Source organism: Pleionea litopenaei, from assembly GCF_031198435.1.
GTDB lineage: Bacteria > Pseudomonadota > Gammaproteobacteria > Enterobacterales > Kangiellaceae > Pleionea > Pleionea litopenaei.
Window position 1 is genome coordinate 150465 of sequence record NZ_CP133548.1, and the last position, 24522, is coordinate 174986.

15 protein-coding genes are annotated in these 24522 nt (G+C 43.9%); 14 read left to right on the top strand and 1 reads right to left on the bottom strand.

Going from position 1 to position 24522, the window contains the following annotated elements; translation table 11 throughout:
* Window positions 1-191: 191 nt before the first annotated feature.
* The 3 genes from dapA to Q9312_RS00610 are packed head-to-tail and all read left to right on the top strand — an operon-like array spanning window position 192 to window position 2924.
* Window positions 192-1082 (top strand): 4-hydroxy-tetrahydrodipicolinate synthase, encoded by an 891-nt coding sequence (dapA, locus tag Q9312_RS00600; protein ID WP_309202587.1) that lies wholly within the window; start codon window positions 192-194, stop codon window positions 1080-1082.
* Entirely contained in the window at window positions 1079-2152 is a 1074-nt protein-coding gene (gene bamC, locus Q9312_RS00605) for an NlpB/DapX family lipoprotein (RefSeq protein WP_309202588.1), read from the top strand. The genes dapA and bamC overlap by 4 nt, the downstream gene beginning before the upstream one ends.
* 16 nt (window positions 2153-2168) lie before the next feature.
* Window positions 2169-2924, top strand: a complete 756-nt coding sequence (locus Q9312_RS00610; protein ID WP_309202589.1) for an MBL fold metallo-hydrolase — start codon at window positions 2169-2171, stop codon at window positions 2922-2924.
* A 158-nt stretch (window positions 2925-3082) separates the two neighbouring features.
* On the opposite strand, the gene Q9312_RS00615 is transcribed toward Q9312_RS00610, so the two are convergent.
* The gene (locus tag Q9312_RS00615; protein WP_309202590.1) at window positions 3083-4276 is read right to left on the bottom strand and encodes a TonB family protein; all 1194 of its coding nucleotides are present in this window, start codon (window positions 4274-4276) and stop codon (window positions 3083-3085) included.
* 249 nt (window positions 4277-4525) lie between these two features.
* On the opposite strand from Q9312_RS00615, the gene thrC reads away from it, so the two are divergent.
* The 11 genes from thrC (at window position 4526) to Q9312_RS00670 (ending at window position 24470) form a co-directional block, all read left to right on the top strand.
* The gene (gene thrC / locus Q9312_RS00620; RefSeq protein WP_309202591.1) at window positions 4526-5887 is read left to right on the top strand and encodes a threonine synthase; all 1362 of its coding nucleotides are present in this window, start codon (window positions 4526-4528) and stop codon (window positions 5885-5887) included.
* Window positions 5887-8499, top strand: coding sequence for a bifunctional aspartate kinase/diaminopimelate decarboxylase (locus Q9312_RS00625; RefSeq protein WP_309202592.1), 2613 nt, complete (start codon window positions 5887-5889; stop codon window positions 8497-8499). The genes thrC and Q9312_RS00625 overlap by 1 nt, the downstream gene beginning before the upstream one ends.
* A 376-nt stretch (window positions 8500-8875) precedes the next feature.
* The gene (locus Q9312_RS00630; RefSeq protein ID WP_309202593.1) at window positions 8876-9502 is read left to right on the top strand and encodes a chalcone isomerase family protein; all 627 of its coding nucleotides are present in this window, start codon (window positions 8876-8878) and stop codon (window positions 9500-9502) included.
* Window positions 9503-9678: 176 nt separating this feature from the next.
* Window positions 9679-10812, top strand: coding sequence for a M14 family metallopeptidase (locus tag Q9312_RS00635; RefSeq protein WP_309202594.1), 1134 nt, complete (start codon window positions 9679-9681; stop codon window positions 10810-10812).
* A 55-nt stretch (window positions 10813-10867) separates the two neighbouring features.
* Entirely contained in the window at window positions 10868-12169 is a 1302-nt protein-coding gene (locus tag Q9312_RS00640; protein WP_309202595.1) for a saccharopine dehydrogenase C-terminal domain-containing protein, read from the top strand.
* Entirely contained in the window at window positions 12166-12393 is a 228-nt protein-coding gene (locus Q9312_RS00645) for a DUF2835 family protein (RefSeq protein ID WP_309202596.1), read from the top strand. Before Q9312_RS00640 ends, Q9312_RS00645 begins: the two co-directional genes overlap by 4 nt.
* 246 nt (window positions 12394-12639) lie before the next feature.
* A complete protein-coding gene (locus Q9312_RS00650) occupies window positions 12640-14502 on the top strand; it encodes a DUF1302 domain-containing protein (protein ID WP_309202597.1) in 1863 nt (620 codons plus the stop codon).
* A 15-nt stretch (window positions 14503-14517) separates the two neighbouring features.
* Window positions 14518-15885 carry a DUF1329 domain-containing protein gene (locus Q9312_RS00655; RefSeq protein WP_309202598.1) on the top strand — a complete coding sequence of 456 codons (1368 nt, stop codon included), beginning with the start codon at window positions 14518-14520 and terminating at the stop codon, window positions 15883-15885.
* Between the two features lie 124 nt (window positions 15886-16009).
* Complete coding sequence (locus Q9312_RS00660; RefSeq protein WP_309202599.1) at window positions 16010-16987, top strand: WD40/YVTN/BNR-like repeat-containing protein; 978 nt, start codon at window positions 16010-16012, stop codon at window positions 16985-16987.
* A gap of 19 nt (window positions 16988-17006) precedes the next feature.
* Window positions 17007-19328, top strand: a complete 2322-nt coding sequence (locus tag Q9312_RS00665) for an efflux RND transporter permease subunit (RefSeq protein WP_309202600.1) — start codon at window positions 17007-17009, stop codon at window positions 19326-19328.
* A gap of 168 nt (window positions 19329-19496) precedes the next feature.
* On the top strand, window positions 19497-24470 hold the full coding sequence (locus Q9312_RS00670; RefSeq protein ID WP_309202601.1) for an NAD-glutamate dehydrogenase: 4974 nt from the start codon (window positions 19497-19499) through the stop codon (window positions 24468-24470).
* Window positions 24471-24522: the final 52 nt, after the last annotated feature.

Below are 24522 nucleotides of genomic sequence, written 5' to 3' on the forward strand. Positions count from 1 at the left end.
TTAAAATAATTGTTTAAAAAACAGACAAATGAGATACAACCCATGCCATTGTTTGCTGAGTTGTTACTCGATTAACTCGCAGGGTATTCCTTAAATTTATCGCTCTCTTTTATAGCGCTTGTACTTGTCCGCGGGCATGAGTAACATATCGCACCTTGTTTTAGCCATTTACCACCAGACGAGATATTGAAATGCTGACTGGAAGCATAGTAGCCATTGTAACCCCATTTACCGAAAGTGGCGCGGTCGACTTTGACGCCTTTCGCAAATTGGTTGGTTGGCATCGCCAGTCTGGAACTGATGGTATTGTCGTTGCTGGCACAACGGGAGAGTCAGCGAGTCTTACGGTTGAAGAAATCGAATCGTTAGTTACCGCAGCGGCTGAAGAAGCCCAGAGCAGCATGGCGATTATTGTGGGTAATGGCGGCATTGATACCGCTAAAACGGTTGCTCTGACTGAAAGATTAAATGCACTTCCTCTCGATGGCTTTTTGACCGTTACCCCGTATTATGTAAAGCCAAGCCAGCAGGGGATGATTGCTCATTACCAAGCCGTTGCTGCGGCGGCTAAGTACCCAGTGTATTTGTATAATGTTCCTGGAAGGACCGCAGTCGATCTGAGTAATCGATCGGTGGCTGAATTGGCGAAACATCCGAATATTTCAGGGATCAAAGATGCGACCGGCGATTTAGAGCGATTCAAGGAACTTTTGAGTCTAGTTGATGGTCAATTCAGTTTACTAAGTGGCGATGACGCAACGGCCCATGATTTTATAAAAATGGGTGGACATGGTGTAATATCCGTAACATCAAATATTGTGCCCGAATTGATGGCTGAGCGATGTCGCGCTGTGAATGCTGGCGATACAGAACACGCAGATAAGATCGAAACTCAGATTGCCCCGTTGCACCAAGATTTATTTATTGAAGCCAATCCGGTCCCGGTAAAGTGGGCATTGGCTAGAATGACAAAAATAGGATCAACATTGAGGTTGCCCTTAACTGAGCTAACCGTGAGCTCGCAACCCCTTGAAACGTCTATGCGTCAGCTGGGTCTGATTGCTGCAGGAGACAACGAATGAAATATTTAACAATCATCGCACTTTCCTCGAGTGCATTTCTATCGGGATGTAGCTGGTTGTATAGTGAAAATGGCCTGGTTCATGACTCAACAAACGATTATAAAAAAGCAAAGCAAACGCAACCGTTAAAAGTGCCGGAAGGCTACAGCACCGATAAAATTCAAAATCAGTACGTCGTTCCTAACGTCGCTTCTGGCGTTAGACAAGTAGAGACGCCAGAATTACCTCCGTTGCAGATTTTGTCAGTAGGCCAAGGAATGCGCTTAAATCGCAGTTCTGCGGTTCCTAGTATTTTTTGGATGACTAACTTTGCTCATGCAGAAAAATCTTTGCAAGAATTTCTTGAGCACAAAGAATTGAGTTATCAATCGTCTGAGCGGTCGGCGACCACTGATTGGCAGGTTCAAGATAATGAAGCTTGGTGGCGGTCTGTGTTTGGCACTGACTTGCCAAGGTTTGTGCGAAGTCAGTATCGAGTGTCTTTTGCCTCTGGTGAGCAGCCAGGAGAAGTCGCGGTTCTTGTCGAAGAGATCGCATTACAAAAGCAACCTTACGATGAAGATAAATGGCAAACATTGACGCCTACGGATCGTGGAGCGCGCGCGTTTCTCAATGAGTTTATTGGGTATATTGATTATCTAGAACGGCTAGATAATGCAAGGAAATTACAGCAACTCAATCAAGGGTTTACGGTAACGCTTGGTCGCAATAGCGATAGTAATGCCGCTTTGGTCGCAGACACTAAATTTGATATTGCATGGCTGAAGGTGCCTGAAGTATTAGCGCCTTTTGGTTTTACATTGAATGATAAAGACGTAAGCCGTGCTACTTACTTTTTCGAATTTGAAGCTAATGAACCCGGTTTTTTTGCGTCGCTCGTGGGCGATGATGAGGGCGTTGTTCTTCAGTTACCCAAAGGACCTTATCAAGTTGTGGTGCAGAAACAAGCGCCAGTGACAATTTCCTTTATTAACCCTGATGGTGAACCCTTGTCTGACGGAGTCATGGCGCAAATTTTTCCGCATTTAGCGGAAGCCTTTGGTCGTCAAACTAGAACAAAGCGACGCTAATTCAGTAGGGTAACGGGTGTTTAGATGTTCGTCCTTGGGCTCGGGTAGTAAAGGCAATGCTACCCTGGTTCAGTCTTCAGATACTTGTCTTTTGGTCGACTGTGGTTTTGGGTTAAAAGATACTCAAAAACGGCTCGAGACAAAAGGCATTACCCCAGATCAAATTGACGCAATTTTAGTGACTCATGAGCACGGTGATCACAGTTCGGGCGTAGCGCGATTGTCTCGACGCTTTGGCATTCCCGTTTGGTTAACGCGTGGCACTGCATTGCATCGACATTGTGAAAAAATCGAAGATGCAAGAATTTTAACCGCTGAGTCACCATTGAATATTGGCTCAATTCAGGTATTCCCATTTACCGTACCTCACGATGCTCGCGAGCCAGTGCAGTTTTTGTTTTCTCATCAGCAGCGTCACCTAGGTTTGGTTACTGATACTGGGCATTTTACTCAACATATGCTCGAAGTATTGTCTCCGTCGACCACCTTAATGTTGGAGTTTAATCATTGCCGAGAGCGGTTAAGGAATAGTAGCTATCCGTACAGCCTTCAACAAAGAGTAGGGGGCCAGCATGGGCATTTGTGTAATGATCAGTCATTAGATGTATTGCTCAGCGATGCGATTACAAATCTTGAAACCGTCGTGGCATTGCATTTAAGTGAAGAAAATAATTGTCCTGCTTTGGTTGACGAATTAGTCAAAAATATCGGGTTCACCAAGAATTTTTTGATAGCCAATCAAGCTGAAGGCTGCGATTGGGTAGATGTTTAATCTTGTGGATCGGTTAAAAAGTTAAATCGCCTTAAACCTAGAATTGAGTATTTATCCGTTTAACTTCAAAAAAAAGAGCGCTGTAAGCGCTCTTTTTTGTCTTCATGACTTTGACATCTTAAGTACAGTCTTTTATCGATAGCCTTGTGTCGATGGCATTACAACTCAAAACTGACAGGAACCTCGAAGGTAAAGGTTTCGACTTTGAGCTCCTTTGGTACGTTCGGGAAAGGCGCTGTGCGTCGAATCATTTTAACGACGGCTTTATCAAGTTCTCGAGATCCAGTGCGCTCTTCTAGGCGAATGTCTTCAACTTCACCGGCTGCATTAATTGTCACAACCGCAAGTGCGTCACCTTCGTCACCATCTTTATAGGCTTTTCTTGGGTACTCTAGATTGGCTCGAACCGCATCAATCAGATCTCGCGTGTAAGAACCGCGAATCAAATCTTCGTCGATGAAGTCTTCTTCAACGGGTTGAGGTTTTGGCTTTGGCTTCTCTACAACTTCTTTAACTGGAATTTTTACCGGCTCAGGCGTGGTTTTTTTCGGTGGTTGTTTCGTTTCAGCCACTTGCTTTTTCGGCGGAGTGGTTTCTTTCTTTTCTGGCTCGGCTTTTTTAGTAACCTCTTTTTTCACTTCTGGTTTTGGCTGTGGCTTTGGTTGCTCCTTCACTGGAGGTGCGGTGGCTACTTGCTCGGTCGCTTCGAGTTTAAATCGCCCGGCCACTGGTGTCATCGCATTAAACTCAGCGATTAAGGTTTGCTCTTCACTGTCGCTGAGTGAGCCCGTGATACCATCTTTAAACGACTTTGATGGCGGTACTGATCCGGTCCAAGCGTTAATGATGAGGTTGATGAATGCTGGATTTTCAATCGTTTCGAACAACACATCGTTCAGAAAGATCAAGGTACCTTTGCCGGGAATAAAGTCGATTTTTATCTCATCACCGACGATAAAGTTTTCTTTAAAAATTCGCGAGAAGGTCACTATCTCTGGCGTCATCGGTTGCCATACTTCACGAGGGTTGTTCAAAGCGATACGCTCTTTGAAGTGACGACTAACTTTTCGGTATGAATAGTTATCAGCCAAGTAGCGTACCGTTAGTCGCTTTGGTGTATTGAATTCTTTTATTAGTTCGATGGAGTCTAAACCAACAGGGGCATACAGGATGCCGATATAAATCTCTGTTCGGAATTCTGTAGCTTTACCTATACCTTTAAGCTCGAGCTGGCTCCCATCTTGCAGCGATACGGTTTGTGCGGACTGAGCGGAAAAGCTCATGAGTGCCAAACAGACCGTAAGTGCGGTGCTGAGCAATTGATTTGAGGTAATAAGACTTTGTTTGAACACGCAATCCCCCTAGTGCAACCTATAATTATATCTTTATGTACAACTCACTAAGAGCTATGTTTTGTCTTCCTGATACATTGGTGGCTTCCGTGCTCGTCCACTCTTATGTTTTGTAACTCGGATACTCTGATGACGACCTAATTGACCAGCCGTGAAAACCGGACAAACCTATGTACATATAACCAAAAAGTTTTTGTTTTCTCAAGAGAAAATAACAAAATAGACGCAAAGCAGCATAAAATTTTACTTATGAACTATTACAGTACTCGAAATACCTCATTAAAGCTCTCTTTTTCGGATGCCGTCCTGCAAGGATTAGCACCAGACGGAGGACTACTGGTACCTGAGCAGCTCCCTACTTTGTCTGCAAACTGGCCATCTGACTGTGAATATATAGATCTGGCGACGCGAATTTTCCAGCCATTTATGCAGTCTGACTTTTCCGAAGTGTCAATTCGCTCATTGGTTGAGCAAGCTTATCAATCGTTCAATATTGCCGATGTGGTTAAGCTGGTTGATATCAATGAGTATAGAATACTTGAATTATTTCATGGACCAACGCTCGCCTTCAAAGATATTGCATTGCAGTTTTTAGGGCGGGTTCTTGGTGAATTATTAGATCATCGTGGTCAACAACTGGTTGTATTAGGAGCAACCTCCGGAGACACTGGGGGAGCGGCGATCAATGCGCTTAGTGGCGTTGAGCAGTGCAAAGTCTTTATGCTTTATCCTCGAGGTCGAGTTTCAACGTTGCAAGAAGCACAAATGACTCGTTCAATTGGCGATAATATTTTTCCTATGGAGCTAGCGGGGAGTTTCGATGACGCCCAAGACATTGTAAAGAGTTTGTTTGCTGACCAGTCTTTTCGCTCTCGCATGTCATTGACGGCGGTTAATTCCATAAACTGGTGCCGTGTTATGGCGCAAATGACTTACTATGCTTATGCTTGCCTTAAAAGTGGGTCGCAACCCGTATCATTTTCGGTCCCGACTGGAAACTTTGGTGATGTACTGGCCGGATTTTATGCTAAAAAAATGGGTTTCGCGGTAGGTAAGTTAATCGTAGCGTGCAATGAAAATGACTTAATCGCTCGTTTTGCTGAAACGGGTATTTATCAACCTCAGCAATCCCATTTAACCTTGAGTCCGGCGATGGATATTCAGCTGGCATCAAATTTTGAGCGTTTACTTTTTGAGCTCAGCGGCCGCGATTCTTCGTACATTGCGGCAAAAATGCAACAGCTTAATCAACAGGGGCATTTTTCGGTTGAACCGGATATATTAGAGCAGTTTAATCAGCTCTTCGAGGTTTACTCGGTCAGTGATCAGCAAACGGCTGCGACGATGCGAGAGATGGCTGATTTAGGTTACGTTGTCGATCCGCATACGGCGGTTGGAATATACGCTCGTTCACAGTCGTCAGAAACCAATGTTATTTGTTTGTCTACCGCTCATCCACTAAAATTTGCAGAACTAGTCGAAGAGGTGACCGGGCAGCTTCAAACATTTACTCCGGAGTTAAAAGCCATCATTCAGTCTTCGCCGAAAAAATTTGCGACCACGAATGATCGCAGTCAAGTAATGCAGTTTATAACCGAAAGGTGTCAATAATGACTTCAAATGGAAACTGGGTTGTCGCAAAGTTTGGCGGAACCAGTGTTAGTTCAATTTTATCGCTTGAAAACCTTGCCACCATCGTGCAACGGCATCATCAGGCTAATAAAAAAGTGATGGTAGTGGTTTCTGCATTGAGTGGTGTCTCAAACAAGCTTGAGCAGATCACTCAATCTCCAGAAGCTGTTAATATTGAACAGCTATGTCATGAGGTGATTGAGCAACATAATAAATTGGTAAAAGAATTGGCTTTACCGGTTAGTATCAATCAAATCGTTGAAGAAAAAATTATTTCTTTGAAAGATCTTCACCAAAAGCTTTTGGTTGAAAAGTTATCCAGTTTCTTTGCGACTCAAGCGCAAGTGATGGCGATGGGAGAGCAGTTTAGCTCAGTGATTATTCAAGCGTGGTTAGAACAACGTCTCGCTCTGAATGTCGCCTTAATTGATGCTCGTGAGTGGCTCGTTTCTGAGCAACAAGATCAACGTTCTGTTGCTGATCGTTATTTAAATGCAGAGTGTCATATTGAAGCATCTGAACAATCTGCCAAAGCGTTAGTTAAGCATGGCGACGTGTTAGTAACACAAGGGTTTATTGCATCCAATCACTGCGGTGAGACGGTCGTATTGGGTCGTGGAGGCTCGGATACATCCGCTGCGTATTTTGCGGCAATGCTTTCTGCCGATCGTCTAGAGATTTGGACCGATGTGCCTGGTATGTTTTCAGGAAACCCAAGAGTACTACCAGAAGCGCGCCAGCTGACGCAATTAGACTATCGAGAAGCGCAAGAAATTGCCTCGACGGGAGCAAAGGTTTTGCACCCACGTTGTTTACGCCCGGCCAGAAATGCCGGGATTCCAGTATTTGTCGGTTCCGCTTTTGACATCGATAAAGGCGGCTCTTTGATTTGCAATATGTTGCAAGCTGAACCGCAAGTTAAAGCAATTTCAGTGCGCGAAGGAGTGTTGCTGATTGCTATGGAAACTTCCGATATGTGGCAACGTCCAGGGTTCTTGGCCGATGCATTTAATGTATTTGCTAAACATGGTTTGTCCATTGATCAAGTATCAACTTCTGAAACCAATGTCACGGTAACCTTAGACAACTTAACTCAAGGAATTTCGCAAGAGCGAATTGCCAGTTTAGCGGCTGAACTCGGCGCTATTTGTCGTGTTACCGTTCTCGAAAATTGTTCCGCAGTGAGCATTGTTGGGCGCTCTATTCGAATGTTGCTTAGTCAGCTCAGTCAAGCGTTCGAGGCTTTTAAAAATCGTTCTGTGCATATGCTGACTCAGGCTGCCAATAATTTAAACTTTACATTTGTTATCGATCAAAATGAAGCGCCGCAGTTGGTGAAACAATTGCACGATAACTTGATTTCATCACGCCGAGAGAGCCAGCAATTGGGCGTGACTTGGGCTGAGCTGTTCGGTCAACATGATAGTGGTGAAGAAGAGTTTGCGCGTCGCAGCTGGTGGTTCGATAAAGTAGGAGCATTAGAGCAAATTGCGTCTGAGCATGGCCCTTGTTACGTTTATTCGATGCAAAAAGTGAATGAGCAATTAGACCGACTACTCAGTTTAAAGTCGATTGACCGGTTTTTTTATGCGATGAAAGCAAACAGTAACGCTGCGTTACTCAGTGCGGTAGAAGAAAAGCAACTGGGTTTTGAATGTGTGTCGATCGAAGAAGTTCGTCATATATTAAACCTGTTTCCAAGCATCAATCCACAACGAATTTTGTTCACTCCCAACTTTGCACCTCGAGAAGAGTACGAAGAGGCTTTGCGTTTGGGTGTCAATTTAACGCTCGATAATTTGTATCCATTGCAGCAATGGGGAGAAATTTTCGATCAGCAATCACTTATTCTTCGAATCGATACAGGGACTGGGCGTGGACATCATCAACATGTAAAGACCGCTGGTAATGAGGCCAAGTTCGGCATACCGGTTAGCGATGTGTTAGGCGCGAAAGATTTGTTTGAGCAATATCAAATAAAGGTTGTTGGCCTACATTGCCATGTCGGCAGTGGCATATTGTCTTCAGAAAATTGGTTAGAAAATGGTCGCGTCTTGCAAGAACTTGCGCAGCATTTTCCAACCATAAAATTTCTTGATTTGGGTGGCGGCCTGGGTATTGTTGAAAAACCTCAACAACAGGCGTTAGATCTTGCAGCGGTCGATGCTTCGTTAGTGAAATTGAAGGAGCGATTGGGTGGAATTGAGCTGTGGTTGGAGCCAGGAAGATTTATCAGTGCCGAGAGCGGCGTGCTGCTCGCTCGGGTAACTCAGCTAAAGGGGAAATCTGGGGCTCGATATTTAGGGGTCGAAACTGGGATGAATTCATTAATTCGCCCGGCGTTGTATGGTGCCTATCATCCGATAGTGAACTTAACCCGCCTTAAATCTCCAGCGGTAGAGCGTTACACCGTGGTCGGGCCGATTTGCGAAACGGGTGACAAATTAGGTCTCGAACGGTTGCTACCGGTGTCTCATGAGGGCGATGTTATGCTGATTGCGAATGCGGGTGCTTATGGTTTTGTTATGTCTTCTCAATACAATATGCGTAGCCCAGCTAAAGAAGTTGTGTTTGAGAATCTCGTTAAGTAATATCTGTTATAAAAGTGTGACAACTAATCTAAATTGTTATAAATTGACAACGAATTCCGTGGTATAACCAGTGTTAATTCTGTTGCGATGCCGCGAAACAAAATAAATTCGCCCAGACATAGGTGGGTTGGGGAACAGATGGCTAGGTGCCCAAAAAGGAGTACCAGCCATGATTGTGTCTGAGGTTGTAAGTAAAAATATAAGGCTGTTAGAGCCAAGAAACTTCTTTATTAAAGTAAAAATAATCAAGCGGTTAATCACATATTCAGCTTTATGCTAGCTATACTGATGGTGTAAAGCATGAAAGTCTCAGGGAGTGGGCGAATCGGAAAGACGGAGCGAGACACATTCAATCTGTTGATGGGTAGGTAGTATTGTGCGTAAAAATAAAATAACGAACTGGTTAAGTGGCATCTTTTTGATCTTTTCAGTGGGCACATTAACCGCTGCAACAAATGAGCAATTATACGAATTACAAAAAAATGAGATCGAAGGAACGGAAGTGTTCCTCAACGGTATGGGGGCGGTAAAAAAGCTAAACGCCACTTATTATATCGCTGCGCTGTATTTGCAAGAGAAGTCAGGTGTCGATTCAGATATCGTTTTCATGGAAGGTAAGAAACGGCTAATTTTGAAGTTTAGTCTTGACCGAGTGTCAGCGCGTGGGTTTGGACGCGAAATGGCTGGAGCATTAAAGATTAACAATGTGCCAGAAGAACTCGCCGTTTATCGCAACGATTTACGGAAATTCATCGGGTTTTTCAAAGGCATTTATCAAAAGGGCGATACGCTCACTTTTGATTATTCTCCGAAGCGAGGAGTGACCGTTCGACACAACGACGAAACGCTTGGGAATATAAGTACAAAAGGGTTCGATAAACTACTGTTCAAAAGTTGGTTGGGCGAAAAGCCCTTCAGTAATTCTTTCAAACGGGGTTTGGTCGGGGCTAATGAAGACAAAGAGGCCATTGACCTTCTGCGACAGTATGTTGACCTGAATTAACGGTTGTTGGTTAAAGTTTAAACGAAAGCGGCTTAGGCCGCTTTTTGTTTTCAAACGAATAGAAGATTAGAAGATTAAACCGGTCTAAGAGCGAATAGGGTAATTTGCTTACAGGGTGTTTACTTTCGTTCTTGGCCTCCTTATCCTTGCGACACTTTTTTTACAGAGAGTTTGTCATGGTTTCGATTAACAGCACATTTTCTTCCGGCAATATATGCCCAGTAGATATTCCCGAGTCGGGTCCTATTCAGCTTAAAATTCGTCCTGATAATCAATCTGAGTTTAAGCAGTGGTTTCACTTTAAAGTCAATAACGCATTAAACGAACAGCTTACTTTCGAGATTGTGGATGCCGATAAGACGGCTTATCCCGAGGGCTGGAAGGATTATCAGGTGTGTGCAAGCTACGATGGACAAAGCTGGTTTCGAGTCGCTACAGAGTTCTCCGATAACCGGTTACGCTTCTCTCATGAATTCGAAGAGTCGAGTGCCTATTTTGCATACTTTGCTCCCTATAGCTATGAGCGACACTTAGAACTTGTGCATGATGCGGCGCAACATGATTGGGTTTCTCATACCGTTCTAGGCGAAACCCTCGATGGCCGAGAAATGAATTTGCTAACGATTGGTCAGCCAAATGCAGAGACGAAAATTTGGGTCATCGCACGGCAGCATCCTGGTGAATCAATGGCCGAATGGTTTATGGAAGGCTTAATCGGACGCTTGCTCGATCAAGATGATGCAACGGCTCGTAAATTGTTGCAAAGCGTTTGCTTTTATCTTGTTCCTAATATGAATCCCGATGGCACAGAACGTGGTCACTTGCGAACCAATGCAGTGGGCATTAACTTGAACCGAGAGTGGGACCGAGCAAGCATGGAAAAAAGTCCTGAAGTCTTTCTTGTAAGAGAGCAGATGCTTGCGACGGGTGTCGACATGTTTCTTGATGTGCACGGTGATGAAGGGCTGCCTTATAATTTTGTGGCTGGCAGTGAGGGCGTTCCAAGATTCGATGAAGCCATGGCCAAGCAAGAGCAGCAGTTTGTCGAGCAGTTTAAGTTAGCAACGCCTGAGTTCCAAGACGAATTTGGGTATCCAAAAGATGCGCCGGGCGAGGCTGATCTGAGTATTGCGAGCTCTTGGGTAGCAGAGCAATTTGGCTGCTTATCATTAACCTTAGAAATGCCATTTAAAGATAATGCGAACTTACCCGATCCCGTCACAGGGTGGTCTCCTGACCGGTCAGCATTGCTTGGGCAATCAGTGCTACAGCCCATTTTATTTCATATTCAATCGCTCGCTAACCGTTAAGTATTTCAGCCGATTGAATACATTTTGAACATAGTAAATAGAAGTTGAAACGATTATGGAAAAACGTATTTTAATTTTTGGTTCAGGTTATGTTGCCGCTCCAGTTATTGAGTATTTAACCCGTCAGCCAGAGAACCAGCTGACCGTGGCCTCGAATATTTTGGCAGATGCTGAAAAGCTTGCCGATGGTCATGAGCAAGTGGCTGCGGTCGTCGCCGATGTAACCAACGATCAAGTTATTGCCGATCTTGTTGAACAGCATGACATTGTTATCAGTTTGGTTCCTTATCTGTTTCATGTGGCAATCGCGCAACAGTGTATAAAGTTTCGAAAGCATTTAATCACAGCATCTTACGTAAGTCCTGAAATGAAAGCGTTGGACCAAGCAGCGAAAGATGCAGAGATTTTGATTTTAAATGAGATTGGACTAGACCCTGGTATCGATCATTTATCGGCGATGAAAGTCATTGACGAAGCTCATGATAAGGGCGGAAAGGTTAAAAGCTTTGCGTCATGGTGCGGCGGTTTGCCAGCGCCTGAATTCAATGACAATCCTTTAGGGTACAAATTCGCTTGGGCACCCCGTGGAGTATTGTTAGCACTACTTAATCAAGCTAAGTTTTATAAGCATAATAAGGTTGAAATTATTGAGTCAGCTGATCTTTTAAGCAGTGCAAAGCCAGTTGTGGTCTCTGAGGAACTTGCATTAGAGGGCTACCCGAATCGCGACTCAACGTCTTATCGTGAGGCCTATCAAATCCCTGAGTGTGAAAATTTAATCCGCGGCACACTGCGTTATCCTGGTTTTTGTGATGTGATAACAGCGGCACACAAGCTTGGGCTTTTAGACATTAAATCAAAGCCAGACACGAATCTTACTTGGAAAACCTATATTGAGCAGCAGCTCTCAACGCATCATCTCAATCTTTCAGAGTCGGTCACTAAAGCCTTTGAATGGTTGGGGTTATTTGAAGAGCAGAGTTTGCCCGACAGTGATTCGTTGTTGGATGCATTTTGTAGCGTTTTGCAAGCAAAACTGCAGTACCAAAGCAACGAAACGGATATGATTGCTCTGCAACATAGATTTGAGTTGGTGTTTGATGATCGACCTGAGTTTCTAACCTCCACGCTGGTTGTGAAAGGTGATGTCGGTGGGTATTCTGCGATGTCGAAAACCGTTGGTTACCCAGTCGCTATTGCTACGCAGCTCATTCTGGACGGTGAAATTCAAGACAAAGGCGTACACATTCCGGTGTTGCGTCATTTTTATGAACCCATTCTTGAACTATTGGAAGAAGAGGGGATTGAATGCATTGAGCGCGAACAGTCACAATTGGATGAGCACTTTTTCCTTTGAGCCAAGCTCGCCAATTTGAAATAGATATTCAAATCTCAGCCGCGGAGTGGGAAAAGATCTATCGCGGCTACTACCCTTATGTGAAGTGTTACTCAACGACGGGTACTCGAATTTGGTTACCCGTAAAACATTTAAGACCTTACGTTCAGCACGATGGTGTTCATGGTCGTTTTCAATTGCACCTGTCAGAATCTAACCAATTTTTATCGATCGCGCGCATTTAGTTAAAAAATGACGCGCTGCAAAATAAAAAAACACTATCTAACTTGTTGATATTTAATAAAAATAATATTATAAAAAAAACACTTTAAACTGGTCGGAGGATTTTTAATAATAAAGTCCAAGACTTCATGATATTGAGAAGTAATTTTCAATATTTTGGTGTTTTATCCAGCACTAAAAAGCGTTTAGGTTGGATGAAAAATCAACAGAAAATACACAAAAAAGTTAAAACGGGGAAGGTAAATAACATGACAAAAAAAGGGCTTACGCAAAGTGCTCAATCCTCGTCACCAAAAATGGCCAAACTGGCTTCAGCAGTAGCGATAGCGCTAGCTGCTCCAGCAACGCAAGCAGTCGGCATTTCTTGGGGCGAGTGGGAAGGAAGTTTTGATACAACAATTTCCGTTGGTGCGAGTTGGCGTGTCGAAGATCAAGATCCTCGCTTAATCGGCTACGGTAAAGCGCTCGATGGGGCGACTGGCGTGTCGTTCTCTCACAATGGTGACGACGGCAACATGAACTTCCACAAAGGTGATTCCTTCTCCGAAGTTATTAAAGGCGTTCACGATTTTGGCTTACAGCACAGCAGTGGTGTTGGTTTCTTTATTCGTGGCGCATGGCTTTATGACAACAAATACGAGAACGGTGATTTCCGTTATTACGGAACCGCATCGGCTCCGTCGCCTTATTTTGCTGACGATCCTCGATACTCAGGATTCAACCAATCAGCGCTAGACATTCATGGCACCGAAACTCGCTTACTTGATGCTTACATTTATAATACATGGCACTTTGAAGACTCGGTATTGCAAGTGCGTTTGGGTGAGCAGGTCATTAACTGGGGTGAAAGTACCTTTATTCAACACAGTATTTCAGAAGCGAACCCGATTGACGTAACCAAGTTACGCGTTCCTGGTGCTGAGTTGAAAGAAGCGTTTCTTCCTGTGCAAACCTTATGGGCTTCTTACGATATCAGCCCTACCGTTACATTAGAGTCTTATGTTCAGTTTGAGTGGGATCATGTTCGAATCGATGAACCAGGAACCTATTTTGCGACAGCCGACTACCTTGGTGAGTCAGGTGACTACATTTGGTTAAACTTTGCTCGTGCACCTGAGTTTACGCCGGCAACCGCTGCTTATCGCCTAGACGACAGAGATGCTCGTGACGACGGACAGTTTGGTGTTAAGTTGGCTTGGTTCGCCGAAGATTTAGGCGCAACAGAGTTCGGGTTTTACTACATCAATTACCACAACAAGCGCCCAATTATTTCTGCGAACAAATTTCAAATTAACTATGGTGAGTTGAATGGACTTGATCCAAATATCCGCGGCGTAACCGGCTATGCCGAATACATCGAAGATATTGAGCTGTATGGTATCAGTTTTAATACTCAAACCGATGGTGGTCTATCGATCGCTGGTGAAGTGTCTTACCGTGTTGATGAACCTATTCAGGTCGACGACGTCGAATTATTATTCGCTGCGCTTGAAGGGGTAACCCCGAACGTTCCACGAGGCAGTTCACAGTTGAATGGCTCGGTTGCTCCTGGCGAAAAAATCGATGGCTATCGATTATTTGATACCGTTCAGGCACAGATGACGATCACCAACTTGTTTGGCCCTGGTTTGGGAGCCTCTCAATGGACTGGCTTGGTTGAAGTTGGTATGAACCAAATTCAAAGCATGCCATCACAAGATGAATTACGTTTTGAAGCGCCGGGTACTTCTCGAAGTGGCTCTGACTCAAACCGTGGTTTAATCGACAACGATTTTCGTAATCCGAATGCTTACGAAGGCCAAGAAACTAATCCTGCGGCAGACGATTTCTCTTGGGGCTATCGTTTAGTAGTAAAAGCGGATTACACCAATGCGATCGGTGCTTGGAACGTTTCACCTCGCGTGATTTTCCAACACGATGTATCGGGAACAACGCCTGCACCAATCAGCAACTTTGTTGAAGGTCGTAAAGCATTGGCATTTGGTACAACATTCGATTACTTGGCGCGCTGGAAAATCGACGCCAGTTATAACCGTTATTTCGGAGCGGGCACTGCGAACTTATTGTCGGATCGCGACTTCGTAGCATTAACCGCTAGTTACTCATTCTAAAAAAGGTTTGGACAGATGAAGAAAACATTAAAAAGCGTTCTCACTGCAGCTATCGCGGTAGCGATTGCACAAGCGTCATACGCCAAAGTCAGTCCATCAGAAGCTGCAAAATTAGGGAAAGAACTGACCCCAATGGGGTCTGAAAAGGCTGGCAATGCTGATGGAACTATTCCTGCGTGGAATGGTGGTGTAACAAAAGCGCCTGCAGGATTCAAAGTGGGTGACCATCACCCAGCGCCTTTCCCAGAAGACAATGTGTTATTCACTATCACTGCGGCAAATGTTGCGCAATTCGAAGACAAATTATCGCCCGGTATTATGGCGATGTTTAAAGCGTATCCAGAGACCTTCAAGTTACCGGTGTATCCATCTCGACGTACGGCTTCTTACCCACAATATGTGTATGAAGCAACCAAACAAAATGCAACTCGTTCAGAGTTGGTTGAAGGTGGTAATGGTCTGAAAAAGGCGGCTATCGGTACGCCGTTTCCAATTCCGCAAAATGGCCTCGAGGTGATTTGGAATCATATCGTTCGTTATCGCGGTGTTACGGTAACTCGTGATACGGGTCAGGCGACGCCAACCCGTGAAGGTGACTACACGTTGGTAAAATTCCGTGACGAGTTAGAGCAACTGTATACTCGCGAAGGAACGACACCAGAGATGTTAGAGTCAGAAAATATGCTTTTCTACTTTAAGCAATGGGTCTTGTCTCCAGCGCGTTTAGCCGGGACTGCACTTTTAGTTCACGAAACTCTCGACCAAGTTAAAAAGCCACGCCAAGCATGGACTTATAACACTGGACAACGTCGTGTACGTCGTGCTCCAAACGTTGCTTATGATGCACCGGGAACAGCGGCGGATGGTTTACGTACCACTGACGATTTCGATTTGTTCAATGGTGCGCCAAATCGTTACAACTGGAAACTGTTGGGCAAAAAAGAGATGTACATTCCGTACAACAGCTACACCTTGCACTCAGATTCGTTAAAGTATGACGATATTATTCAGCCTGGTCACATCAACTCTGATTACACTCGTTGGGAATTGCATCGAGTTTGGGTTGTAGAAGCAACCTTGAAAGAAGACACGCGTCATATTTATAAGAAACGTGTGTTCTTTATTGATGAAGACAGCTGGCAAATTGCAGTGACCGACATCTATGATAACTCTGATGAGTTGTGGCGAGTTGGTTTTGCTTATGCATTGAACTACTACGAAGTGCCAACCCTTTGGTCGACACTTGATGTAATTCATGATTTGAAAGCGGGCCGTTACATTGCAATTGGTCTTGATAATGAAGATGAAATGTACGACTTCAATATTCAACGTACTGAATCTGACTTTAGTCCTGCAGCGTTACGCCGCGCAGGCCGACGTTAAGCTTAATAGAGTATATAGCAAGGCCGGATACGTCCGGCCTTTGTTATTATTAGGAAGACTAAAAATTTTACCGGTTTATCGAATTCTCTATGAAACTGGGTCGCGTTTAGGTTAAGAGGTAGTAATGAACAAAAAAATCGTCAGCTGTTTAATAATGGGGCTTATGGCCTTAGTTTGCTTAAGCGCTGAAGCCCAAAGTTCGGTAATGGCGGCAAAAGCCGAAAAAGCTTTGTTAGTCGACATTGAAAGTTTATCGGAAACAAAGTTAGTCGCTGTCGGAGAAAGAGGGATCATTCTTATTACCGACGACCAAGGGAAAACGTGGCGACAAGTTCAATCTCCAGTTTCAACATTGCTGACCGCAGTGGCCTTTATTGATGATCAAACGGGCTACGCGGTAGGACATCAACAAGTCATTATTAAAACCTCAGACGGCGGCGAATCCTGGACATTACAACACCATGAAAAGGATGACCTAGGGTATCCTGCGTTAATGGACGTTTGGTTCAGAGACGGCGGATGGGGCATTGCAGTGGGTGCCTATGGATTAATGTTGCACACCACCAATGGCGGCCAAGATTGGGAACCTGTTGATATTAGTAATCTTGAAAATCCAGATTTTGGATTCCCACATTTTTATTCAATGGCTTTCGATGGTAAGAATAATCGGCTGTATATGGCGGGAGAGTTAGGTTTTCTTGCTGTGTCAGAAGATTTTGGAGCCTCTTGGGAAGCATTATCTTCTCCTTATGAAGGATCATTTTTCAGCGTCGGTGTGACTCGCAATGGCAGTTTGTTAGCCATGGGACTTCGCGGTCATTTGTTTCGCTCTGCTGATCAAGGTGACACTTGGGATGAGATAGAAACCGACACCACTGCATCGATCAATAAAATGGTTCGAGTTAAGGGTGCGCAAATCATGTTTCTAGCGGTTGACGGTGTGATGTTATTTTCAAACGATGATGGACAAACTGTCACGCCTATTCAATATAAAGAGCGCACCGGACTCATGGCGGGCGTACTCGCTGACTTAAACAAACTCCTTGTTGTCAGTGAAAAAGGGATAAAACAAATTGACCTAGACGGTCATCAACTACCTTAATTTGGGGAGATATATTTTTATGCAGCAGTCATCTCTCAATAAAATGATTGACGCGGTAATTTTTAAACATCGAGCAGTGGTTTTAATTTTATTTGCTCTGATTACTGTCGCTATGGGGTATTTTGCGTCGCAGTTAAAAGTCGATGCGAGTTTTGAGAAGAATATTCCATTAGAACACCCCTACATGAAAGAAACGTATTTAAAGCACGAAGAGGAGTTTGGTGGCGCGAACCGAATACTTATCGCGTTAGAAGACAGCTCGGGTGATATATTTAACGCTCAGTTTTTTCGTGCATTGAGCCTTGCAACGGAGCGAGTCAATGCCATTTCTAGTGTCAATCAGCCGCAAGTACAGTCTTTATTCACTCCGAATACTCGTTATTTAGAAGTGGTTGAAGACGGGTTAGAAGGCGGACCGGTGATTCCCGCATCATTTGATTTTGATAATCCAGAATCGATCGATAAAGTTAGAAAGAACGCTCTTAAAGGCGGGTTTGTTGGCCGCTTGGTTTCTAATGACTTTTCTTCAGCGATGGTTTCCGCACAGTTGTTTGCCATTGATCCAACCACAAAAGAAGAAACCGATTTCATTTCAGTCGCGAAACAGCTAGAGCAAATTAGAGTCGATATCGAGCAGCAGTTTCCTAATGTGAAACTGCATATTATCGGCTTTTCAAAAATGATTGGCGATATCAGTGATGGCGCCCAAGGCGTACTGATGTTTTTTGGCGCGGCCTTTTTGATCACTGCGCTTTTGGTGTATTTTTATTCTCATAGCATTCAACTCTCTATTCTTCCTTTGTTAACCTCTGTTGTTGCGGTTGTGTGGCAGCTTGGCCTGTTAACGCTGTTTGGTTTCGGTATTGACCCTATGTCAATTCTGGTTCCATTTTTGGTATTTGCGATAGGTGTTAGTCACGGCGTGCAAATGATTAATGCGGTTGGCAAAAATGTGTCTGGGGGAGCCACTGCATTAGATGCGTCTTGTGCGGCGTGTTGTCGTTTGTTTATTCCGGGCATGGTTGCTTTAGTGAGTGATACGATCGGTTTCTTGACCTTATTGTTAATTGAGATCGATATCATCAAAGAGCTGGCGGTCACCGCGAGTATTGGTGTGGCGGTTATTATTTTAACCAACTTAATTCTATTGCCTGTGTTGTTATCATTCGCACGCTTCGATAAAAAGTTTTCTGATAAAGTCACTCGAGGTGCCGCGAGACAATCCATTTTGTGGCGAAAGCTTGCTAGTTTTGCTGAGCCTAGAAATGCCAAGATTACCATTATCGTAGCGGCTGTTTTGGCCATTGGTGGCTCTTATCTTGCGAACGATATGAAAATTGGCGACTTACACGAGGGGGCTCCGTCATTGCGCCCTGACTCGGTGTATAACAAAGATACGGCATTTATCACTGAACGTTTCTCTATTGGTACCGATGTTATTTCGGTCATGGCAGAAACTAAGATTGATGGATGTACTGATTACCAAGTGATGCAAACCATCGATGATTTTCAGTGGCATCTACAAAACTTATCCGGTGTTCAGTCAACCATCAGCATCACCAGTATTTCAAAAATGCTGAATGCGGGCTTTTTTGAGGGCAACCTTAAGTGGAAGGTGTTACCCAGAGAAACCGCAACACTCGCTCAGTCGATTCGTTATGTAGAAACGTCCGCTGGGTTATTTGATAAAGACTGTCAGTTTATGCCGATCATGGTGTTTACTGTTGATCACAAAGCAGAAACGATCGAAGAAGTGATTAATGCAGTCAAAGAGTATCGCGAGGCTAATCCGTCTGACTTAGTTGAGTTTAAGCTAGCGATGGGCCCGGTGGGTGTTATGGCGGCAACGAATGAAGCCGTTGCTGCAGCACAATATCCGATGTTGATCGGTGTTTATATCGCCGTCATTTTTCTATGTTTGATAAGCTTCCGTTCCATACGTTCGACTTTATGCATAATTATTCCGTTGGCCTTGGTTTCTGTGTTGGCGCAAGCATTAATGACTTGGTTAGAGATTGGTCTAACGGTCGCAACGTTACCGGTTATTGCGTTGGGTGTTGGTATCGGGGTCGATTACGGGATCTATATATTCTCTCGAATGCTCGACTTTATTCGAGCCGGTGATTCGATCCACGAAGCCTTTTATAAGACGTTAAACCTAACAGGGAACGCAGTTTTCTTTACAGGGATTACGTTAGCGATTGGTGTGAGTACTTGGATATTTTCAGCGCTGCAATTTCAAGCAGATATGGGCATATTGTTAACCTTTATGTTCTTATTTAACATGCTTGGTGCTGTCATATTATTACCTGCGCTTGCATCTTTATTCTACCGTCGTTGATCTATCTCAATCAGGCAGTGGTTTGTCCACTGCCTGTTTTCGAAAAAATATTTAAAAAACATTCATTTGCATGATGCGAAGTCGCGCTCTTTCGCCTAAAATTATCCCTTTAGCAGTTTTGCTACCATTTACGTAGCCCACCATTCAAATTAGGAAGGATAATCATCTATGGCGCAGGCTCCTGTCGAGCATCAACCCGTGCTCTTAGAAAACGTCATCACGCTCATCAAAAGTAAGTTTAAAAAAACTCAAGCCGATACGGTCAGCCGATTCGCTCAATATTTTTACGGTAGCATTTCACCGGAAGATTTGAATGATCGAGCGGCGAGTGATCTTTATGCTTCAGTTCTTAGCTTGTGGAACTTTCTTCACAAAGATGCCAATGAAGACGTATGTGTTCGAGTATTTAACCCAGAGTTTGAGTCTCATGGATGGCAATCTCGCCATACGGTGATCGAATTAGTACACCCAGATATGCCGTTCTTAGTCGACTCTGTTCGAATGGAGTTGAATCGCCTCGGATTAGGTATTCACTTGCATATTCACCTACCGATTGCGATAAAGCGAAACAGTAAGAACGTCATCTCTTCAGTCGAGCTCGCAAATGATGCCGCTGATGTCTCTTGCGTTACGCCTATGTACTTAGAAATTGATCGCCAGGTTGAGCAAGAAGAACTCGATACGATTCGTCAAAACCTAGAGCGTATTCTTGCCGATGCACGTACAGCGGTACGCGACTGGGCGCCAATGAAAGAGAAGTTGGCCGAAGTTATCACACGAGTCGAAAGCCAAAGTGCTAACATCTCCGACGAAAAGCGAAACGAAACGTTAGAGTTTTTGCGTTGGATATCCGGTAATCATTTCACGCTTTTAGCTTACACGTCGTATGACTTGAAAGAGCAAGAGGGCAAAACCTACTTACTGCCCAAGAAAAAATCCAACCTTGGATTGGCTTGTATGCCACTGTGGGAGCCGAAAAAGTATTCTTTATCGGACATGCCAAAAGGGGCTCAGCGATTAATCCTCGATAACTCGACGTTGTTGGTCCTCACCAAATTGAGTGCAATCAGTACCGTTCACCGTCCAGCGCATGTTGATTATATTGGTGTAAAGCGTTTCGATAATAATGGCAAGGTCATTGGCGAAGATCGATTCTTAGGTCTCTATACTTCTGCAGCCTACAACGTTAACCCTATGTCGATTCCTGTTTTACGAGAGAAAATTCAAGCAGTACTCGATTGCTCTGGATTACCAACAGGCAGTCATGATGCCAAAGTGTTGCGCAATATCTTAGAAACCTATCCTCGTGATGAACTGTTCCAAATCAACATTCATGATTTACTCGGCACAGCGATGGGCGTTATGCACATTAAAGAACGAGCCTTGATTCGCTTGTTTGTGCGTCGTGATCCTTACGGTCGCTTTTTCTCGTGCTTAGTGTATGTGCCTAGAGAAATTTATACGACTAAGTTGCGTTTAAAAATCACTAATATTTTATCTGAAACTTTCCGAGCCAGTGCTGAAATAAAGTTTACGACAACTTTTTCAGAGTCGATTCTTGCACGCATTCAGTTTACGGTTCCAGTGGAAAATGCTGAGCAAATTGATTACGACTTGCAAACATTAGAACGCGAGTTGGCAGAAGCGGCTAGAAGCTGGGAAGACAATATTCAAGACGCATTGAAGTTAGAGTTTGGCGAAGCGCAAGGCGTCCGCTTGTCGAATCAATATGGCGAAGCGTTTCCATCGGGATATCGTGAAGAAACATTACCGCAAACGGCAGTACTCGATGTTCGTCATTTAGAAAGTCTTTCAGAAGAGAAACCGTTGAGTATGCTTCTTTATCGTCCACAAGAAGACACCGATGGTATTTTGAAGTTTAAATTGTTTCATCGTGATCAACCGACGCCATTATCCGAAGTGCTTCCTATGCTCGAAAACATGGGATTAGAAGTACTTGGTGAAACGCCTCACCGAATTGAATTAAAAGACCGAGCGGTTCGATGGATCATGGACTTCAGTATGATGCATGGCGCGTCAAATGAATTGAAGTTAGAAGAAGTGAAGGCCAAATTCCAAGACGCATTTTTACAGACTTGGAATGGCCGGGCAGAAAATGATGGTTTTAACCGCTTGGTATTAAGTGCGGGTCTTGACTGGCGTCAAACCTCTATTTTAAGAGCCTACGCCAAATACTTGTGGCAAATTGGTTTTACTTTTAGTCAGTCGTATATTGAAGAAACATTAGCGCGATATCCAAAAATTGCGCGCTTATTGGTGGACTATTTCGCACTTAAGTTTGATCCGAGTATTGAGCGAAATCCGTCGCAATTGAAAGCAATCAAAGCGAATATCGTTGAGTTACTTGATCAGGTTAGCAATCTGGATGAAGACAAAATTCTTAACCGTTTTTTAAAGGTCATCGATGCAACCTTACGAACAAATTTCTATCAATTAGATAAAGACGGTTTAGCTAAAGAGTACATCTCTTTGAAGCTTAATCCTTCAAAAATTCCAGAGGTACCACTTCCCGTACCTATGTTTGAAATTTTTGTCTATTCACCGCGCGTCGAAGGGGTGCACTTAAGAGGTGGTAAAGTTGCACGTGGAGGATTGCGCTGGTCGGATCGACGTGAAGATTTCCGAACAGAAATACTCGGTCTTGTGAAAGCTCAACAAGTAAAAAATACGGTCATCGTTCCAGTAGGTTCGAAAGGTGGTTTTGTGTGTAAACGCCTGCCGACAGAAGGTGGACGAGAAGCCTTTATGAAAGAAGGTATTGCTTGTTATCAAACCTTTATTAAAGGGTTACTCGACATTACCGACAATTACGTTGAAGAAGAGGTTGTCACTCCAGACAGTGTGGTGATTTATGACGAGCTTGATCCTTATTTAGTCGTTGCCGCCGATAAAGGGACGGCCACGTTTTCAGACATCGCCAATAGCTTGTCGATGGAGTATGGCTTTTGGCTTGGTGATGCCTTTGCTTCTGGCGGTAGCGTTGGGTATGACCACAAAAAGATGGGAATTACCGCACGCGGTGCTTGGGAAAGTGTGAAGCGCCACTTTATGGAAATGGGACACAATACCCAAGAACAAGACTTCACTGTAGTGGGTATTGGCGACATGGGAGGTGATGTATTCGGTAATGGAATGTTGTTGTCTAAACACATCCGTTTAGTCGGTGCATTTAACCACCTGCATATTTTTATTGATCCTAATCCAGATGCAGCTTCTAGTTGGGACGAAAGAAAGCGTTTATTCGAAACGCCTGGACTGACTTGGGATGACTACAATAAAGACTTAATTTCGAAAGGTGGTGGTGTCTTTTCTCGTGCAGCCAAGTCGATCACACTTACTCCAGAAATCAAGACACTGATTGGCGTTAAAAAGTCGACCATGGCTCCCAATGAGCTGATATCGGCATTGTTAAAAGCCAACTACGATTTACTTTGGAACGGCGGTATAGGGACTTATGTGAAGAGTTCTTCTGAGCATCATTCTGAAGTGGGTGACAGAGCGAACGATTCTTTACGCATAAACGGTTCTGAACTGCGCTGTAAAGTGGTTGGTGAAGGCGGTAACTTAGGGTTAACTCAGCAAGGTCGAATAGAGTATATTCGAGCGGGTGGCCGATGTAATACCGACTTTGTCGACAACGCTGGTGGTGTAAATTGTTCTGACCACGAAGTTAACATTAAAATCTTGTTAAACAAAATCGTTGATGCCGGCGATATGACGGCTAAGCAACGCGATAAGATCTTCATGGATATGACCGATGAAGTGGCTGCCATGGTGTTGCAAGAAAACTATTTGCAGGCACAATCCATCAGTTGTACCGAAGCTCGTGCTCCCTATATGTTGAAGGAGCAAATGCGTTTTATTCATGGTCTTGAGCGTGATGGCAAATTGAATCGTGCTTTAGAATTCATGCCTAACGATGAAGACATGCTCGAGCGAGTTGCACAAGGTGAAGGATTAACTCGCGCTGAGCTAGCGGTTCTACTCGCTTACGGTAAAATGGAGTTAAAGGAATCATTATTGGGGCCTGAGATCACTCGAGAGCCTTATTTTGAACAGGTATTGATAAACTATTTCCCGAAGCCATTGCGTAAGAAGTTTGAGCAAGAAATTCTTCAACATCCTTTACGTACCGAAATTATCGCAACGGTATTAGCGAATGAAATGGTTGACTATCTCGGAAGTAACTTCGTTTATCGAATTATCGATGAAACTGGAGCAACGCCTTCCGATGTCGGGATCTGTTTTACCTTAGCGAAAGAAATTTTCTCAATGGATCAGTTATGGGAAGAAATTCAAGCCCTTGATCATATTGTTCCTGCGAAAACCCAAGTTGATATGATGTATCAAACTCAACGCATGGTTCGCCGTTGTACTCGTTGGTTCTTAAGGCATCGTCGTAAGAATCTTGCGGTACAAGCAGGCATAGATTATTTCAAATCTGGCGTTCAAGAATTGCAAAAGCAAGTCACTAAGTCATTAGAGCAAAGTGAATCAAAAGGTCTTGAAACTAAGATTGATAAAATGGTTAACGAAGGTGTGCCACGCACACTAGCATCAAAGGTAACCTATTTGAGCACCATGTTCTCGGCCCTTGATATTGTTGAAATGGCTAAGATGACCAGCCTGTCTATAAAACTAGTGGCGGATGTGTACTACAAATTGGGTGCAGAACTAGAACTTCACTGGTTCTTAAATCAAATTGTCATGCAGCCTGTTGATAATCACTGGCAAGCATTTGCTCGGGCATCGTTCCGTGAAGAGTTGGATTGGCAACAACGCAGTTTAACGGTAGCTGTGATTCAAATGACAACGCAATCGAAAACGGCGGAGCAAAAGATCCAAGCTTGGCTCGAAAGCAATGAAGACTTACTGTCGCGTTGGCGACAAATGGTTGCAGACTTTAGAAGCAGTAGCATTCATGAGTTTGCGAAGTTTTCAGTGGCATTAAGAGAATTGTTGATTTTGGTGCAAAACTGTATTCGATCAGCAGCCATTGCTCAAGAGGCTTCATTGACTCAACCGCATTCTTCAAAAGCGATGACTGCGCAGGCGAGTAAGTCAGCAGTGAGCAAAAAGAAAGTTGCGTCTAAGAAAAGTCCAACCAAAAAGGCAAAATAAGAGTCGGTGCTGAAAAAGCAAAGACTTTTAGGCAAAGATAAGGGCAAGTTGT

Bases quoted from the DNA above. Each gene is read 5' to 3' on its own strand.
- dapA (WP_309202587.1), top strand. From the start codon at position 192: ATGCTGACTGGAAGCATAGTAGCCATTGTAACCCCATTTACCGAAAGT.
- bamC (WP_309202588.1), top strand. From the start codon at position 1,079: ATGAAATATTTAACAATCATCGCACTTTCCTCGAGTGCATTTCTATCG.
- thrC (WP_309202591.1), top strand. From the start codon at position 4,526: ATGAACTATTACAGTACTCGAAATACCTCATTAAAGCTCTCTTTTTCG.
- Q9312_RS00625 (WP_309202592.1), top strand. From the start codon at position 5,887: ATGACTTCAAATGGAAACTGGGTTGTCGCAAAGTTTGGCGGAACCAGT.
- Q9312_RS00635 (WP_309202594.1), top strand. From the start codon at position 9,679: ATGGTTTCGATTAACAGCACATTTTCTTCCGGCAATATATGCCCAGTA.
- Q9312_RS00640 (WP_309202595.1), top strand. From the start codon at position 10,868: ATGGAAAAACGTATTTTAATTTTTGGTTCAGGTTATGTTGCCGCTCCA.
- Q9312_RS00650 (WP_309202597.1), top strand. From the start codon at position 12,640: ATGACAAAAAAAGGGCTTACGCAAAGTGCTCAATCCTCGTCACCAAAA.
- Q9312_RS00655 (WP_309202598.1), top strand. From the start codon at position 14,518: ATGAAGAAAACATTAAAAAGCGTTCTCACTGCAGCTATCGCGGTAGCG.
- Q9312_RS00660 (WP_309202599.1), top strand. From the start codon at position 16,010: ATGAACAAAAAAATCGTCAGCTGTTTAATAATGGGGCTTATGGCCTTA.
- Q9312_RS00665 (WP_309202600.1), top strand. From the start codon at position 17,007: ATGCAGCAGTCATCTCTCAATAAAATGATTGACGCGGTAATTTTTAAA.
- Q9312_RS00670 (WP_309202601.1), top strand. From the start codon at position 19,497: ATGGCGCAGGCTCCTGTCGAGCATCAACCCGTGCTCTTAGAAAACGTC.